The 15501-nt window shown below is 71.8% G+C and carries 14 protein-coding genes; 2 read left to right on the forward strand and 12 right to left on the reverse strand.

The features are described 5' to 3' along the window. Positions 1–296 precede the first annotated feature (296 nt). Complete coding sequence (locus tag ACFVYS_RS05150) at positions 297–1583, forward strand: lactonase family protein (RefSeq protein WP_389498964.1); 1287 nt, start codon at positions 297–299, stop codon at positions 1581–1583. Here the strand turns inward: ACFVYS_RS05150 and ACFVYS_RS05155 are convergent. Together ACFVYS_RS05155 and ACFVYS_RS05160 are read right to left on the reverse strand one after the other, a co-directional pair. Next, positions 1551–2276 carry a DUF2470 domain-containing protein gene (locus ACFVYS_RS05155; protein WP_389498966.1) on the reverse strand — a complete coding sequence of 242 codons (726 nt, stop codon included), beginning with the start codon at positions 2274–2276 and terminating at the stop codon, positions 1551–1553. The two genes, ACFVYS_RS05150 and ACFVYS_RS05155, sit on opposite strands and share 33 nt — an antisense overlap. Before the next feature lie 133 nt (positions 2277–2409). Further along, complete coding sequence (locus ACFVYS_RS05160; protein WP_389498968.1) at positions 2410–3024, reverse strand: TetR/AcrR family transcriptional regulator; 615 nt, start codon at positions 3022–3024, stop codon at positions 2410–2412. 107 nt (positions 3025–3131) lie between these two features. On the opposite strand from ACFVYS_RS05160, the gene ACFVYS_RS05165 reads away from it, so the two are divergent. Further along, on the forward strand, positions 3132–4748 hold the full coding sequence (locus ACFVYS_RS05165) for a cytochrome P450 (RefSeq protein WP_389498970.1): 1617 nt from the start codon (positions 3132–3134) through the stop codon (positions 4746–4748). Here ACFVYS_RS05165 and ACFVYS_RS05170 read toward each other — a convergent pair. From ACFVYS_RS05170 to ACFVYS_RS05215, 10 genes are all read right to left on the reverse strand, one after another. Further along, on the reverse strand, positions 4710–5540 hold the full coding sequence (locus ACFVYS_RS05170; RefSeq protein WP_389498972.1) for a pentapeptide repeat-containing protein: 831 nt from the start codon (positions 5538–5540) through the stop codon (positions 4710–4712). The genes ACFVYS_RS05165 and ACFVYS_RS05170 overlap by 39 nt on opposite strands. 26 nt (positions 5541–5566) lie before the next feature. Then, positions 5567–6310, reverse strand: coding sequence for a PIG-L deacetylase family protein (locus ACFVYS_RS05175; RefSeq protein WP_389498974.1), 744 nt, complete (start codon positions 6308–6310; stop codon positions 5567–5569). 28 nt (positions 6311–6338) lie between these two features. Further along, complete coding sequence (locus tag ACFVYS_RS05180; protein WP_389498976.1) at positions 6339–7640, reverse strand: alpha/beta fold hydrolase; 1302 nt, start codon at positions 7638–7640, stop codon at positions 6339–6341. A 127-nt stretch (positions 7641–7767) separates the two neighbouring features. Further along, positions 7768–8808 carry a LacI family DNA-binding transcriptional regulator gene (locus ACFVYS_RS05185; protein ID WP_389498977.1) on the reverse strand — a complete coding sequence of 347 codons (1041 nt, stop codon included), beginning with the start codon at positions 8806–8808 and terminating at the stop codon, positions 7768–7770. A gap of 91 nt (positions 8809–8899) precedes the next feature. After that, positions 8900–10324 carry a BNR repeat-containing protein gene (locus ACFVYS_RS05190; RefSeq protein WP_389498979.1) on the reverse strand — a complete coding sequence of 475 codons (1425 nt, stop codon included), beginning with the start codon at positions 10322–10324 and terminating at the stop codon, positions 8900–8902. Between the two features lie 101 nt (positions 10325–10425). Further along, complete coding sequence (locus ACFVYS_RS05195) at positions 10426–10746, reverse strand: L-rhamnose mutarotase (RefSeq protein ID WP_020127639.1); 321 nt, start codon at positions 10744–10746, stop codon at positions 10426–10428. Between the two features lie 40 nt (positions 10747–10786). After that, the gene (rhaS, locus tag ACFVYS_RS05200; RefSeq protein WP_389498981.1) at positions 10787–11869 is read right to left on the reverse strand and encodes a rhamnose ABC transporter substrate-binding protein; all 1083 of its coding nucleotides are present in this window, start codon (positions 11867–11869) and stop codon (positions 10787–10789) included. A gap of 34 nt (positions 11870–11903) precedes the next feature. Further along, positions 11904–12896: an ABC transporter permease gene (locus ACFVYS_RS05205; RefSeq protein ID WP_389498983.1), complete on the reverse strand. Its 993-nt coding sequence runs from the start codon at positions 12894–12896 to the stop codon at positions 11904–11906. Next, positions 12889–13983 carry an ABC transporter permease gene (locus ACFVYS_RS05210; protein ID WP_389498985.1) on the reverse strand — a complete coding sequence of 365 codons (1095 nt, stop codon included), beginning with the start codon at positions 13981–13983 and terminating at the stop codon, positions 12889–12891. The genes ACFVYS_RS05205 and ACFVYS_RS05210 overlap by 8 nt, the downstream gene beginning before the upstream one ends. Continuing rightward, positions 13980–15497 carry a sugar ABC transporter ATP-binding protein gene (locus ACFVYS_RS05215; RefSeq protein ID WP_389498987.1) on the reverse strand — a complete coding sequence of 506 codons (1518 nt, stop codon included), beginning with the start codon at positions 15495–15497 and terminating at the stop codon, positions 13980–13982. Before ACFVYS_RS05215 ends, ACFVYS_RS05210 begins: the two co-directional genes overlap by 4 nt. Positions 15498–15501 lie beyond the last annotated feature (4 nt).

A 15501-nucleotide genomic window follows, 5' to 3' on the forward strand; every position in this document is an offset into this window, starting at 1 on the left:
CGGACGGGGTGGGCGTGGAGTTCCGCCCGGTGACCTGGACCCCTGGCGTCCGCCCGCCCCCGCTCCACACCAGGTGAAGGACGCACCGGGGAAGCCCGGGCCGTACCTACGGCACCGGCAGCCGGGTTCCGCGCACGTCCCTCCGCCCGGCGCACCCGGCCACCCGGCCACCCGGCCACCCGGCCACCCGGCCGATCCTCGTCCGCCGCGCCGAGGGTTCCGCTTTTGCGTTCGACGGCCCGTCCGGGTCAAGGTGGCTGTCACGGCGGAGGCGTACGACGACCTGAGGTGCGGGCATGGGCAGTGGGACGGAAGCGGCGCGCCGGGGTTCCCCCCGCCCCGGGCGAAGCCGAGAGCCCGGCGGCGGCTGGAGCAGGCGCGGCTTCGTCGGGATGCTCGGCGGCGCGGCCGCCGCGTCGGCCCTCGCCGGGTGCGGCAGCGGCACAGACGGCGACGGCGGCCCGGCGAAGAGCCAGGACTCACCGCAGGCCGCGCCGCCCGGACAGCCCTCGGCGTCGGCGTCCGCCGCCCCGGACCCCTCGCGGAGTTCCTCCGGCCCCCGCCCCCTCTACCTGGGCACCTACACCTCCGCCGAGGGCGGCGGCAAGGGCATCGGCAGCGCCTCGTACGACCCCTCCTCGGGGCGGATCACCGGCCGGGGCACGATCACCGGTGTCCAGGACCCGTCGTATCTCGCGGTGCACCCGGACGGCGCAACGCTGTACGCGGTGAACGAACGAGAGCGGGGCGCGGTGACCGCCGTGCGGCTGTCCGACGGGAAGGTGCTGGGCAGCCGGACCACGGGCGGGGCGCACACCTGTCACCTGTCGGTGCATCCGGGCGGGCGGTGGCTGCTGAGCGCCGACTACGGCTCGGGCAGCGTGGCCGTGCACCCGATCGACGCCTCGGGGGCGCTCGGTGAGCGCACCGCCAAGGTGACGCACCGGCGTCCGGCGCCCCGGTCGGGCCAACAGGGGCCGCACGCACACCAGTTCATCACGGCTCCGGACGGCGGCCATGTCCTCGCCGTCGACTTCGGCACGGACACCGTGTACAGCTACCGCCTGGACGAGCGGGCCGGGACGCTCACGGAGGTCGCGCAGGCGCGCACCCGGGCGGGCGCCGGTCCACGGCACCTCACGTTCCATCCCGGCGGCCGGTACGCCTACCTCGCCGACGAGGCGGACGACACGGTTGCGGTCTGCGCGTACGAGGCGTCGAGCGGCCGGCTGACGATCGGGAGGCCGCAGTCCACGGGCGCGAAGGCGGACACCAACTACCCGGCGCAGCTGGTGGTCACGCCGGACGGCGGGTACGCCTTCCTCGCCAACCGCGGCGACAACACGCTCGCCCGCTACGCGGTGGAGGCGGACGGGGCCCGGCTGCGGCTGCTCGGCACGGTGCCGGTGGAAGGCGACTTCCCCCGGCAGATCGCCCTCTCCCCCGACGGCGGCCTGCTGTTCGCGGCCAACCAGCGTTCCGGCACGGTCAGCGTCTTCCGGGTGGACGGCGCCGACGGTGAACTGCGGCTCGCGGGCGAGCCGTTCGCGTCACCCGTCGCCGTCTGTGCGCTGCCGCTGTAGGGCTCGGGGGCAGGCGGCGGCCGCCGCCTGGGTGAGCAGGACGTGCATGCGCTCGGTGAGCTGACCGACGTCGTCGGCGGGCGCGTGGAAGGGCAGGCGTACGTCGCCGTGGGCGCGGGCGCGCTCGATGCGCAGCGTCAGTCCGTGCCGGTCGACGGCGAGCGGCTGGACCCGGACGGCGCCGTGCAGACAGTCCCGCCGGACGAGCCGGGTGAGGCGCTCCACCGCGTCGGGGTGGGCGTCGGCGAGATGTGTGAGCAGGTGCGCCTCGGCGGTGGCGAGCGGGTCGGGCTGGGCGCCGGCGAACTCCTCGAGGTCGACGACGACCGCACCGGTGGACTCCTTCAGCACGACACGGGTGGCGTGGAAGGCGAGGTGGCCGTCCTCGGGGGTGAACCAGCCGGCCAGCCAGAGCCGGGCACGGATCCGGCCGCGTACGGGGACGGGCGCCACGTCCGCGAACTCCAGCACGGCGGACGGTTCGCCGCGGGGCGCGCAGATCGCGGCCGTGAGCAGGGCGCTGTCCTCGGGCACGTGCAGGATCACCCGACCGTCCTCGTCGACGGTGTGCGCGCCGACGAACTCCTCGCGGCCGCCGTCCGCGGTCACCGCGCAGGACCATGAGGCCGCAAGTACCGAACGGGCCCGCTCGGCAGCGGCAGGCACGGCCGCCCAGCTCTGGCTGTCACCCATCCCCAAACCTCCTTAGGTAAGCCTTGCCTAACCTATCGGAGATCCGGGTGTTCGCCAACCATGAGCGCACCATGCGAAACCCGGACATCGGCCGCCGGACCGCGGGAGCGAGGGCACGACGGCCCCTCGCCGATCACGACGGACCCGCGATGACCCCCAGCAGCGCCCGCGCGCACAACTCCCCCACCTGTTCCCGCGACAGGTCCGACCCCCGCAGCCACTCCAGGCAGACCGCCGTCGTGAACGCCAGCCAGCCGCGCACCGCCAGCCGTACGTCGGCGCGCTCCTCGAAGACCGGGCCGAACTCCGGGTCGGCGCCGAGCGCCGCCAGGATCTGCCGCTCCTGTGCCGCGAGCGCCCGCCGGTAGACCCGGCGCACGGCCTGGTCACCGGAGGCGTCGGCGCGATGGAAGGCCCGGTAGCCGTGGGCGTGGGCCGCCACGTACGCCAGGTAGGTGTCGAGGCCGGACGCCAGCTGTTCGCGCACCGGGACACCGGGAACCGCCGCCGTCATGCGCAGCATCCGCCGGCTCTCGCGTTCCACGACCGCCGCGAAGAAGTCCCGCTTGGTGGGGAAGTAGTGGTAGAGCAGCCCACGGGAGACCCCGGCGATCTCGGCGACCTGCTCGATCCACACGTCGTCGTACGGGCTCTCCGAGAACAGCCGCGCACCGACCGACAGGAGCTGCTCCCTGCGCTCCTCGGTGCTGAGTCGGCGCCGGGTGCGCTCCCCCTGGTTCGCGGCCATCCCCGCACTTTACTTGACGCCGGTTCAACAGCGGCACCAGACTGAGCCCGCTATTGAACCCACGTACAACATGCTCAACCTGCCGCTGCATCAAGGGAGATCGCGTCATGGCGGAGACGACGGGGACAACGGAGACCGCGGGTGGCCCGGCCACGACGGGGGCGGTAGGGACCACGGGGACGACAGGGCCCGCCTCGGGGGAGATCCTGCCGAAAGGGTTCCGCAGCGCGGAGCTCGGCTGGCCCGAGCTGGAGCGCATACCGCATCCGCCACGCCGGCTCCCCCTGCTCGGCGACGTGCTGGGCGCGAGCCGGCGCACGCCCCTCCAGGACTCGCTGCGGTACGCCGGGCAGCTGGGCCCGATCTTCCGCCGCAAGGCGTTCAACCGGGAGTTCGTGTTCGTCTGGGGCTCCGCGCTGGCCGCCGACATGGCCGACGAGACACGGTTCGCCAAGCATGTGGGGCTGGGCATCGCCAATCTGCGGCCCGTCGTCGGGGACGCCCTGTTCACGGCGTACAACCACGAACCGAACTGGCAGCTGGCCCACGACGTCCTGGCCCCGGGATTCAGCCGGGAGGCGATGGCGGCCTACCACCCGATGATGCTGGACGTGGCGGAGCGGCTCACCGGCCACTGGGACCGCGAGCTGGCCGCGGGCCGGGCGGTGGACGTGCCCGGTGACATGACCAAACTGACCCTGGAGACCATCGCCCGCACCGGCTTCGGGCACGACTTCGCGTCCTTCGAACGAACCCGTCCGCACCCCTTCGTGACGGCGATGGTGGGCACCCTCACCTACGCGCAGCGCCTCAACACCGTGCCCTCCCCCACCCTGCTGCGCCGGGCCACGCGCCGCAACGAGGCCGACATCGCCTATCTGAACCGTACGGTCGACGAGCTGGTGCGGGCGCGCCGCGACGGCGGCGGCGGGGACGGCGACCTGCTCGACCGGATGCTCGACACCGCCCATCCGGAGACGGGCGAACGCCTGTCGGCGCAGAACGTGCGCCGTCAGGTCGTCACGTTCCTGGTCGCCGGCCACGAGACCACCTCGGGCGCGCTCTCCTTCGCCCTGCACTATCTGAGCCTCAACCCCGAGATCGCGGCCCGCGCCCGCGCCGAGGTGGACCGGGTGTGGGGGGACGCGGCCGTACCGGGGTACGAGCAGGTCGCGAAGCTGCGCTACGTCCGCCGGGTCCTCGACGAGGCGCTGCGGCTGTGGCCGACGGCGCCCGCGTTCGCGCGCGAGGCCCGGGCGGACACCGTGCTGGGCGGGGAGCACCCGATGCGGCGGGGCGGTTGGGCACTGATCCTGACGGCCATGCTGCACCGGGACCCCGAGGCGTGGGGGCCGGACGCCGACCGGTTCGACCCGGACCGCTTCGACGCGGCGGCCGTACGCGCGCGTGCCCCGCACACCTTCAAGCCGTTCGGCACCGGGGCACGGGCCTGCATCGGACGGCAGTTCGCGCTGCACGAGGCCACGCTGGTGCTCGGGCTGCTGCTGCGCCGCTACGAGCTGCGACCCGACCCGGCGTACCGGCTGCGGGTCACGGAACGGCTGACGCTGATGCCGGACGGGCTGCGGATGCACCTGAACCGGCGCACACCGACGCCGACGCCCTCTCCGGCAGCGGCGCCGTCCGGCGGGACGGTCGGCGAGGAGCGCGCGGCGACGGCGCCCTCAGAGCCCCGCTGTCCAGTGCACGGGGCGGGTGACTGACTCCGGCAGTCTGGTGCCCGCGCTCCCCCGGGCCGCGTTCAGCTGCGGCTGGGTCAGGAAGAAGGCGCCGGTCAGGTCGGCGTCGGCGAGGCCGGTGTCGCGCAGGTCCGCGCCGATCAGATCCGCTCCACGCAGATCCGCGCCGGTGAGGTCGGCGGCGATCAGACAGGCGCCGCGCAGGTTCGCGCCCCGCAGGTTCGCACCCCGGAGACGGGCGCCCATCAGGTCGGCGCCCCGGCGCTCCTTCTTGCGCCCGGGGACACCCGCCCGGGCCAGTTCACTGGTCTTCAGCAGCAGCACGTTGACGTCCTGACGGTGCGCCGGGACGTCGAGGGCGAGCAGCTCGGCCGGGGACAGCCGGGTGAGTTCCTCGGTCTTGGCCAGGCTCCGGCGCAGCTCGCCGTGGATCGGGCGGGCGGCGGGCAGGCCGAGCGCCTCGGTGAGGTACCAGAGGAGTTCGTGGAGCTGCCGGACCACCGGGAACACCTCGGACATCAGGCGGGCGTCCTCGGGCGGGGCCGTACGCCGGTCCCGGCCGCCGAAGGTGAGCTGTGAGACCTTCTGCCCGGCGCCGAAGCAGTCGTAGACCGTACAGCCGGTGAAGCCGCTCTGCCGCAGTCGCGCGTGGATCCCACAGCGATGGTCCTCGCCGAGGTTGGGGCAGTCCTTGCCCGCGGGCTTGTCGATCGCGAAGTCCGCGGAGCGGGCGAAGGGCAGCGCCACGCAGCACAGGCCGAAACAGTTCTCGCAGTCGCCGCGCAGTCCGGTCCGGTCCACCGTCTTGTCTTGCATGCCGTCCAGCCTACTGACCTGCCCGGCTACCGGTTGAACAGTTCGAACGCCACCGCCGGGCGCCCGCCGAACCGTTCGCCCACCGACTGCGCCACCCCGGTCAGGAAGCCCCGTACATAACTTTCCGGCTCCTCGTCGGTCAGCGCCTCGATATAGGCGCGGTGTTCGAGCAGCGAGCCCACCGCCCGCTCCAGTCCCGCCGACGCGTCCACGGCGTGGGTGGGCGTCGCGGAGCCGGCCACCGCGACCCAGCGCACGCCGTTCCAGGGCTCCAGGCCCTGCTCGACGAGTTCCGGGAAGATCCAGCGGTTCCCCGCGTCCCCGGCCGCGTCGAGGGTGGCGCGGCCGACCGCGACATGGTCGGGGGTGTTCCAGGCGACCCCGCCCCAGGTGTCGCGGTGGTTGAGGGTGATCACCAGCTCGGGGCGGTGCCGGCGGATCGCGGCGGCGATGTCGCGGCGCAGGGCGGGCCCGTACTCGACGACGCCGTCCCGGTGATCCAGGAACTCGACCGTCGACACGCCCACCACGGCGGCGCTGGCCCGCTGCTCCCGCTCGCGCAGCGGACCGCACTCGGCGGGCGCGAGGGTGTCGATGCCCGCCTCGCCCCGCGTCGCCAGCACATAGGCGACCTCGCGGCCGGCGTCGGTCCAGGCGGCGACCGCCGCGGAGCACCCGTACTCGAGGTCGTCCGGGTGCGCCACCACGGCGAGGGCGCGCCGCCAGTCCTCGGGCATGGGCTGGAGCTGGGTGATCGTCGGCTCGGTCATGCCCGCAGACTAACCGGTGACGAAGGGGTCACACCTCGTCACGGGCGAGGGCGATCAACCGGTCCAGGACCCGGGGGCCGCCGGCCCGGACGCCGTCGTGTTCGAACTCGTCGGTGACCCAGGTGCGCAGACCGCGAACGGCGCGGGCGGTGCGCAGGGAGTGGGCGGTGTCGACGTACAGGTCGTCGTGGTAGATCGCCGCCGCGACCGGGACCTCGTTGGCGGCGAGGCGCGCGGGGTCGTACAGGGGCGGCCAGTCGGTGCGGGCGGCGAGGAGCTCGGCGGTCTCGCGGAGCGGGCGCAGCGCGGGGTCGGTGTCGAACATCCAGGGGTGGACCGTCTCGCCAGTGAGCAGCAGCGGTCCGTCGCCGGTGAGCGTCTTCGCCGCGTCGAACTGCGGGAACTCGGCGCGCACCCGCTCGGCGGCCCAGGCGGTGGGGCGGCCGTCCTGGCCGTAGATCGCCTCGTGGACCAGGGCGTAGAGAGGGTGTCCGGCGAAGGAGAGCTGGCCCTGCATCTCCTCCTGGAAGGCGTCGGACAGCGCCGGGCCGTGCGGGGTGGGGACGAAGGCCTCTTCGAGGAGGTGGTGCAGGCGGTGGCTGCCCTCGCCGCCGCCGAGGAGGATGCCGAGCGTCTGGAAGGCCTCGACGGTGAGGCGGTAGCCGTTCGGGAGGGTCACCTCGTGGTGGAGGAGGTGGTCGGCGATCTGGCGGGCGCGGGCGACGTCCTGCGGGTAGCGGGCGTAGTGCGCGGCGACCTTGCGCTCCATGCGCGGGTAGGCGGCGCGGTACACGTCGTCGGGGCCCGCGTCGAGAGCGGGCAGACCGCCGGTGATCAGGGCGGCGGCGAGGCCCTCGGGCGCGAGGGAGAGGTAGGCGACCGTGCAGAAGCCGCCGAAGCTCTGGCCGAGCACGGTCCAGGGGGCGCCGCCGGTGACCTCCGGGCGGATCAGCTCGCAGTCGCGGACGATGGAGTCGGCGCGGAAGTGCGCCAGGTAGTCGGCCTGTTCGGCCGGGCCGCCGCGCAGCGGTAGCGTCTGGCGGTTGGCCGGGGTGGAGTGGCCGGTGCCCCGCTGGTCGAGGAGGAGGACGCGGTACTCCTTCAGCGCCCGCCCGAGCCAGGCCGGCCTGCCGACGAACCGGTTGGCGCCGAAGCCGGGGCCGCCCTGGAGATAGAGCAGCCATGGCAGGTCCTGGTCCACCTTCTCGCTCGCGACGACCTCGCGGGCGTAGAGCCCGATCGTCTCCCCGCCCGGGTCGGCGTGGTCGAGCGGGACGGTGAAGCGACGGTCGGTGAGGACGACGCCGGGCTGGCGGTAGCTGACGGACAACGGAGGCTCCCGGGACGATCGGTGTAAGGGCCGCGTCCCAGTTCAGCACATGTCCGGGCGGTGCAGGGGCCCGGGGGATCATGAACAGCTACTGAACGGGCACTCAGCACCGCTACTGAACCGTCGCTCAGCGCGCCGAGAGGCTGGACCTGCGCACCACCAGCTCCGGCTGGAGCACCACCCGCCGGTGTTCGTGCCGGCCGGCGCCCGCTCCTCCGGCCCCTCCTTCTTCGGTTTCCTCCAGCAGCATCTCGGCGGCCAGCGCGCCCATGGTGACGGCGGGCTGCCGTACCGAGGTGAGGGGGACGGCCGCGGCGGCCGCGAACTCGATGTCGTCGTAGCCGACGATGGCCAGGTCCTCCGGGACCTTCACCCCCGCCGAGTACATCGCCTGGAGCACGCCGAGGGCGAGCAGGTCGTTGGCGCAGAACACGGCGGTCGGGCGTCGGTCGCCGAGGCCCAGCAGGCGGGCGCCCGCGTCCCGCCCGGCGGCCACGTCGAGCCGTTCGGTGGGCAGCTCACGCAGGCATTCGGGGCCGAGGCCCGCCTCGGCGAGCGCGTTCAGGGCTCCGGTACGACGGTCGCGGACCTGGGTGAAACCGGGCGGACCGCTGACATAGGCGATCGAGCGGTGCCCGGCGTCGACCAGATGCCGTACGGCGAGTGCGCCGCCCGCCACGTCGTCCACGGAGACCGAGCACTCGGTGGTGCCCTCGGACACCCGGTCGACGAGAACGAAGGGGATGCCGTGCCTGCGGAAGGAGGCGATGTTGCGGCCGGTCGCGTCGGCCGGGGTGAGCAGCACGCCCCGCACCCGCTGCTCGGCGAAGAGCGACAGGTACTCGGCCTCCTCGCCGACGCTCTCGGCGCTGTTGCAGACCATCACACCGAGCCCGGCGTCGCGGGCGGCCCGCTCGGCGCCGCGGGCGACGTCGACGAAGAAGGGGTTGCCCATGTCGAGCACCAGCAGCCCCATGATCCGGCTGCGTCCCGCGCGCAACTGCCGGGCGGACTCACTGCGCACGTAGCCGAGCCGGTCTATCGCCGACAGCACACGCGCCCGGGTCTCGGTGGCGACGGTGTCCGGGCGGTTGATGACGTTCGACACCGTGCCGACGGATACTCCGGCGGCACGGGCGACGTCCTTGATTCCCACCGGCTGGGCCATCAGGCGGGGACCTCCAGGTGAACGGGATACGGCGGGACGGCCTTCACATTACCGTCACCCCGCCGTATCCCTGTCCGAGTACGGATACGGGTCATGCGGGCAGTGCGAAGTCGACGACGTGGAGCGCCGAGGGGGTCGTCCCGCTCGACTTCTCCTGGTACATGAACGACAGCACGTTGTCGGCCTTGACGCGCAGTTCGTCGATCACGACCTCGCCGAAGGCGTTGAGGCCGCTGCCGTCGAAGAGCACGGTCCAGTCCGTGTAGCCGGAGGCCTTGGAGGCTCCGGCGATCCGGCCGAAGGGGAAGATCGCGTACGCGTTGTCGTACTTGTCCAGGACCAGCTTGGTGCGCTGGCTGGAGCCGAGGACGACGGGGATCTCCGTCTTCTGCCAGCTTCCGGAGGAGTTCTTGCGCAGATGGAAGGCGCGGCCGTTGGCCGTGCGGTCACTGACGTAGTTCGTGGTGCACTGGCCGAAGCGGCCGGGCACGTAGCTGATGATCGCGTGCGGGAGGCCGGTGGAGCCGGTGGCCTGGCTCTCCTGGTTCATCAGGGAGTGGTCCGGGTTGAGCGCGTCCACGACGAGTCCGGCGTCCGTGACGGCGACCTTGTCGGAGCCGCCCGTGGTGCCGACGACGGTGCCTGCGTTGTTCAGCCAGGTGCGGCCGCGGTCGGTGGAGTAGACATAGCCGGTGTCGTGGTTGGTGATGCCGCCGCCGGAGCACATCACGGCGCCGTTCTGCTCGCGCCAGGTGAAGAAGGAGTGCAGCCGGCCGTTGACGTCGTAGTCCATGCCGTGCAGGTACATGTTGCGGGCGGTGGAGGAGCCGTGCTCGCTGGTGTAGGTGCCGGTGGAGCTGGACCACTCGCCGAGGTTCGTCCAGGTCGAACCGTCGTACTCCGCCAGGGCGTTGCGGCCGTTGCCGGAGATGCCGACCCGGTAGCTGAGCTGGAGCTTCCCCTCGGGGGTCGCGATGAACTGCGGGTAGGTGAACTGGGTGGTGAGCGCGAGGCCGTCCAGGGTGGTCTGCACGGCGCCGAAGACGGAGGACGTCCAGGAGGTGGTCGCCGGGTTGTCCAGGAGTCCGGGAGCCGACTTCACGTAGAAGAAGCCGTCGCTGTGGGAGTCCATGTTGAGGTGCAGCCGGCCGTCGACCTTCGAGACGCCCATGGAGATGACGTTGTGCGAGTCACTGGCCTTGAGCTGGTGCGCGAGGGTGACGGTGGACCAGGTGGTGCCGCCGAGGACGCGGCGGGCGACGACCGCGTTTTTGGTGGAGGTGTACCAGGCGGCGTACTGGTAGCCCTTATAGGTCAACAGGCCGTTCTTCTGGAACGAGTTGTTGTTGACCAGGCCGTCGTAGGACACGAAGAACACGGCCGTGGCGTCGAGTTGGGTGGTGGCCTTCTTGGTGACCGAGGGGCCGGGGTCGGCGGCGCGGGCGGTGCCGGCGGCGAGGACGGGGGATGCCGCGGCGCTGAGGAGAGCGCCGGCCAGCAGGGTGCGTCGTCTCATCTCGGGGGACTCCATCGTCTGCGAGAGCGGGAAACGGAGGGAGAGGGGAACGGGGAGGGAGAGGGGAACGGCGGGGACGGGAGGGGCGGGACGGGAGGGTGTCAGGCGAGGTGGAACACTTCGGTGAGAGGCTTCATCGCCTCGTCGGGGCGGGCTCCGTCGAGCGATTCGAAGAACGGGGCCATCTCCGCCTGCCAACGGGCGTTGACGTCGGCGGCCTCCATGCCGGCCTGGGCGGCGGCGAAGTCCTCGGTCTCCAGATAGCCGACGAGCAGACCGTCGTCTCTCAGGAACAGGGAGTAGTTGTGCCAGCCGGTGGCCGAGAGAGCTTCCAGCATCTCCGGCCACACGGCGGCATGGCGTTCGCGGTACTCGGCGAGCCGGTCCTGTCGGACCTTGAGCAGGAAACAGACGCGCTGCATGAAGTACCGCTCCTCCGTGGGGGGTTGAGGTGCCCGGCGACTAGAAGTTGAACTGGTCGATGTTCTTGGCGTCGAACACGGTCGGCTTGCCGAGGCTGATCACGCCGTCCTTGCCGATGGTGTACGAGGTGCCGCCCGCCTTGAAGGTCTCCCCCTCCGCGCCGGTGATCTGGCCCGAGACCAGCGCCACCGCCGTCTGGGCGGCCAGCGCGCCCAGCTTCGAGGGGTCCCACAGCTCGAAGGCGTCGACAGTGCCGTTCTTGACGTAGGTGCGCATGTCGTTCGGGGTGCCGAGGCCGGTCAGCTTGACCTTGCCCTTGTACTTGGAGCCCGACAGGTACTGGGCGGCCGCCTTGATGCCGACGGTGGTCGGGGAGATGATCCCCTTCAGGTTCGGGTACTCCTGCAGCAGGCCCTGGGTCTGCTGGAAGGACTTCTGGGCGTCGTCGTCGCCGTACGCGACCTTGACGAGCTTGATGTCCTTGTACTTGGCGTCCTTCAGCTCGTCCTTCATGAAGTCGATCCAGGTGTTCTGGTTCGTCGCCGTCTGCGCGGCGGACAGGATCGCGATCTCGCCCTTGTAGCCGATCTGTTCGGCGAGCAGCTGCACCTCGGTACGGCCAAGGTCCTCGGCGGACGCCTGCGAGACGAAGGCGTTGCGGCACTCGGGGTTGGTGTCCGAGTCGTAGGTGACGACCTTGATCTTGTTGCTCATGGCCTGCTTGAGCGCGGTGCACAGGGCGCCCGGGTCCTGGGCGGACACGGCGATCGCGTCGACCTGCTGCTGGGTGAGGGTGTTGACGTAGGAGACCTGGCCGGAGGTGTCGGTGCCGCTGTTGGTGCCGACCTCCTTGTAGCTGGAGCCCAGCTCCTTCAGCGCCGCCTCGCCGCCCTTGTCGGAGCTGGTGAAGTAGGGGTTGTTGACCTGCTTGGGCAGGAAGCCGACGGTCAGGCCCTTCTTGGTGGCCGCGTTCGGGTCGGCCTTGCCGGCCGAGGCGGCCGCGCCGGTGCTCTCGTTCTTCACGTCCTCCTTGGTCGTGCCGCCGCAGGCGGTGGCGGCGAGCGCGAGGGAGGAGACGGCGGCCAGGGCCGCACAGGCACGACGGAGGGATGACTTGCGCATCACGGGATTCCTTTACGAGGTGTGCGAGGCGGAGTTAAGCCGTCGGAGCAGGGGCCGTGGCTCTACGGCCCGCCCGTGCGACGGAGATCTGCCGTGCGACCCGGGGGCCGAGCACGGAGACGACGAGCAGGACGCCGGTGACGACGATCTGCGACTGTGCGGAGACGTCCTGGAGGCTCATCACGTTCTGCGCGGCGCCGAGCAGGAAGACTCCCGCGATCGCGCCGCCGAGCGTGCCCTTGCCGCCGTCGAAGTCGATGCCGCCGAGCAGGACGGCCGCGATGACGGAGAGTTCGAGGCCGGTGGCGTTGTCGTAGCGGGCGCTGGCGTAGTGCAGGGCCCAGAAGATGCCGGTGAGGGAGGCCAGCAGGCCGGTCACCGTGAACAGGATCAGCTTGTGCCGCCTGACCCGGATGCCGGCGAACCGGGCGGCCTCCTCGCTGGCGCCGATCGCGAACAGCGAGCGGCCGAACGGGGTGGCGTGCAGGACGACCACGGCGATCGCGAGCAGGACGACGAAGGGCAGGAAGGCCTGTGGGAGGAAGGTGTCCCCGAGCCGGCCGGCCGCGAAGTCCAGGTACTGGGTGGGGAAGTCGGTGACCGCGTCGGAGCCGAGCACGATCTGCGCGATGCCCCGGTAGGCGGCCATGGTGCCGATGGTGACGGCGAGCGACGGGAGCCCGAGGCGGGTCACGAGCAAGCCGTTGACCAGCCCGCACACCACACCGAGCAGCAGGCAGATCGGGATGATCGCCTCGATCGTGAGGCCCTGGTTCCACAGGGCGCCCATCACCGCGCCGGACAGCCCGGCGGTGGAGGCGACGGACAGGTCGATCTCGCCGGAGACGACCAGCAGGGTCATCGGCAGCGCGATGAGCGCGATGGGCAGGGTGTTGCCGATCAGGAACGACAGGTTGAGGGCGTTGCCGAAGCCGTCCACGAGGGAGAACGAGAACAGCAGCAGGACGATCAGGAGGGCGCCGACGACCGTGTCCCAGCGGACGGCGCGGGTGAGCGACTCAGGCATGGCCGGCGTCTCCCTTCTTGACGGTGGTCTTCTCGGGGGTGGTGGTGGTCCTGGCCGCGGCCGACTTCTTCTTCAGCGCGGACGCCACCCGCAGGGCGACGACCCGGTCGACCGCGATGGCCAGCAGGAGCAGCACGCCGTTGATGGCGAGCACCCAGACCGAGCTGACGCCGAGCGCGGGCAGGACGCTGTTGATGGAGGTGAGCAGCAGTGCGCCGAGGGCCGCGCCGTAGACGCTGCCGGAGCCGCCGGTGAAGACGACGCCGCCGACCACGACCGCGCTGACGACGGTGAGTTCGTAGCCGTTGCCGGTCCCGGAGTCGACGTTGCCGAACCGGGCCAGGTACATCGCCCCGGCGAGGCCGGCGAGGCCGCCGCAGAAGGTGTACGCGGCGAGGATCCGCTTGCGGACCGGGATGCCGGCGAGCCGGGCGGCCTCCGGGTTGGAGCCGAGCGCGTACAGCTCGCGGCCGCTGCCGAAGTGCTTGAGGTAGTACGCGGTGGCGATGAGGACGGCGAGCGCGATGAGCGCCAGCCACGGCACCGCGGACAGACCGCCGGAGCCGAAGTCCACGAAGGAGTCGGGCAGGTCGGCGGCGGTGATCTGGCGGGAGCCGACCCAGATGGAGTCGATGCCGCGGATGATGTACAGCGTGCCGAGGGTGACGACGAGGGCGGGCACCTGGCCGAGGCTGACCAGCAGGCCGTTGAGGAGCCCGAAGCCGACGCCCAGCAGGATCGCCAGCACGATCGCGATCACCGGGTTGCCGCCGCCCTGCAGATACGTACCGGCGGCGAAGGCGCTGATGCCCAGGGTGGAGCCGACCGACAGATCGACGTTGCGGGTGATGACGACCAGGGACTGGCCGGTGGCGACCAGCACCAGGATGGTCGCGTTCAGCAGCAGGTCCTTGATGCCCTGCTCGGACAGGAACTCGCTGTTGCCGGCCTGGGTGACGGCGATCATCACCAGGAAGACGACCAGGATGGCGAGTTCGCGCATCTTGAAGACGCGGTCGACCAGCCGGGTGCCGCTGGACTTCGGCACCTCGGCGACGGGGGCCTCGTGGGAGGTGGTCACCGTCATGCGGCGGCCCTCCCGGTGGCTGCGGCCATCACGGATTCCTCGGTGGCTTCGGTGCGGGGGATCTCGGCGGCGAGCCGGCCCTCGTGCATCACCAGCACGCGGTCGGCCATGCCGAGGATCTCTGGCAGGTCGGAGGAGATCATCAGGACGGCGACCCCGTCGGCGGCCAACTCGCTGAGCAGCCGGTGCACTTCGGCCTTGGTGCCGACGTCGATGCCACGGGTCGGCTCGTCGACGATGAGCACCTTGGGGCCGGTGGCCAGCCACTTGGCGAGGACGACCTTCTGCTGGTTCCCGCCGGACAGTGTGTTGACGGTGTCGGCGATCCGGGCGTACTTCACCTGGAGCTTGACCGCCCAGTCGAGGGAGCGGCTGCGCTCGGCGCCGCGGTCCATCAGGCCGGCCTTCACGGTCGTGCGCAGACCGGTCAGGCCGATGTTGCGCTCGATGGACATGTCCATCACCAGGCCCTGGGCCCGCCGGTCCTCGGGGACCAGCGCGAGGCCGGCCGCCATGGCGGTGGAGGGGGCGCCGTTGGTCAGCGTGCGGCCGTCCACGGCGACCTCCCCGGCGTCCCAGCGGTCGATGCCGAAGACCGCCCGGGCGACCTCCGTACGGCCGGCGCCGACGAGTCCGGCGAGGCCGACGATCTCGCCGCGCCGGACCTCGAAGGAGACGTCGGTGAAGACACCCTCGCGGGTCAGCCGGCGGACGCTGAGGGCGACCTCGCCCGGCGTCACGTCCTGCTTGGGGTAGAGCTCGTCGAGGTCGCGGCCGACCATCCGGCGGACCAGGTCGTCCTCGGTCATGTCCGCCAGCGGCTCGCTGGCGATCCAGGCTCCGTCGCGCAGGGTGGTCACCCGCTGGCAGATCTCGAAGATCTCCTCCAGCCGGTGCGAGATGAACAGCACCGCCGCGCCCTGCTCACGCAGGGTGCGCACGACGCCGAACAGCCGGGCGACCTCGCTGCCGGTGAGTGCGGCGGTCGGCTCGTCCATGATCAGGACCCGGGCGTCGAAGGAGAGCGCCTTGGCGATCTCGACGATCTGCTGGTCCGCGATGGACAGGCCGCGCGCCGGACGGTCGGGGTCGAGCTCGACGCCGAGGCGCCGCATCAGGTCGGCGGTGGCCGCGTGGGTGGCCTTGTGGTCGATGCGGCCGAGGCCGCGCCGGGGCTGGCGGCCCATGAAGATGTTCTCGGCGATCGACAGGTCGGGGAAGAGCGTGGGCTCCTGGTAGATCACGGCGATGCCGGCGTCGCGGGCGTCGCCTGGACCGTGGAAGGTGACGGGCTCACCGTCGAGCAGCACCTGACCCGCGTCGGGTCGGTGCACTCCCGCGAGGGCCTTGATGAGCGTGGACTTGCCCGCGCCGTTCTCGCCGGCGAGGGCGTGCACCTCGCCGGGGAACAGCTCCAGGGAGACGCCCCGCAGGGCGCGAACGGCACCGAAGGACTTGGTTACGTCCTTCAACGCCAGCACCGGGGCCGGTCCCGCGTCGGACGGGTAGGTCATGGAT

The organism is Streptomyces sp. NPDC058295 (genome assembly GCF_042880655.1).
Taxonomy (GTDB): Bacteria; Actinomycetota; Actinomycetes; order Streptomycetales; family Streptomycetaceae; genus Streptomyces; species Streptomyces coriariae.

Coding starts and splice junctions, on each gene's coding strand:
- rhaS (WP_389498981.1), bottom strand. CDS start 11,869: ATGCGCAAGTCATCCCTCCGTCGTGCCTGTGCGGCCCTGGCCGCCGTC.
- ACFVYS_RS05160 (WP_389498968.1), bottom strand. CDS start 3,024: ATGGCCGCGAACCAGGGGGAGCGCACCCGGCGCCGACTCAGCACCGAG.
- ACFVYS_RS05195 (WP_020127639.1), bottom strand. CDS start 10,746: ATGCAGCGCGTCTGTTTCCTGCTCAAGGTCCGACAGGACCGGCTCGCC.
- ACFVYS_RS05165 (WP_389498970.1), top strand. CDS start 3,132: ATGGCGGAGACGACGGGGACAACGGAGACCGCGGGTGGCCCGGCCACG.
- ACFVYS_RS05190 (WP_389498979.1), bottom strand. CDS start 10,324: ATGAGACGACGCACCCTGCTGGCCGGCGCTCTCCTCAGCGCCGCGGCA.
- ACFVYS_RS05175 (WP_389498974.1), bottom strand. CDS start 6,310: ATGACCGAGCCGACGATCACCCAGCTCCAGCCCATGCCCGAGGACTGG.
- ACFVYS_RS05210 (WP_389498985.1), bottom strand. CDS start 13,983: ATGACGGTGACCACCTCCCACGAGGCCCCCGTCGCCGAGGTGCCGAAG.
- ACFVYS_RS05185 (WP_389498977.1), bottom strand. CDS start 8,808: ATGGCCCAGCCGGTGGGAATCAAGGACGTCGCCCGTGCCGCCGGAGTA.
- ACFVYS_RS05215 (WP_389498987.1), bottom strand. CDS start 15,497: ATGACCTACCCGTCCGACGCGGGACCGGCCCCGGTGCTGGCGTTGAAG.
- ACFVYS_RS05150 (WP_389498964.1), top strand. CDS start 297: ATGGGCAGTGGGACGGAAGCGGCGCGCCGGGGTTCCCCCCGCCCCGGG.
- ACFVYS_RS05205 (WP_389498983.1), bottom strand. CDS start 12,896: ATGCCTGAGTCGCTCACCCGCGCCGTCCGCTGGGACACGGTCGTCGGC.
- ACFVYS_RS05170 (WP_389498972.1), bottom strand. CDS start 5,540: ATGCAAGACAAGACGGTGGACCGGACCGGACTGCGCGGCGACTGCGAG.
- ACFVYS_RS05155 (WP_389498966.1), bottom strand. CDS start 2,276: ATGGGTGACAGCCAGAGCTGGGCGGCCGTGCCTGCCGCTGCCGAGCGG.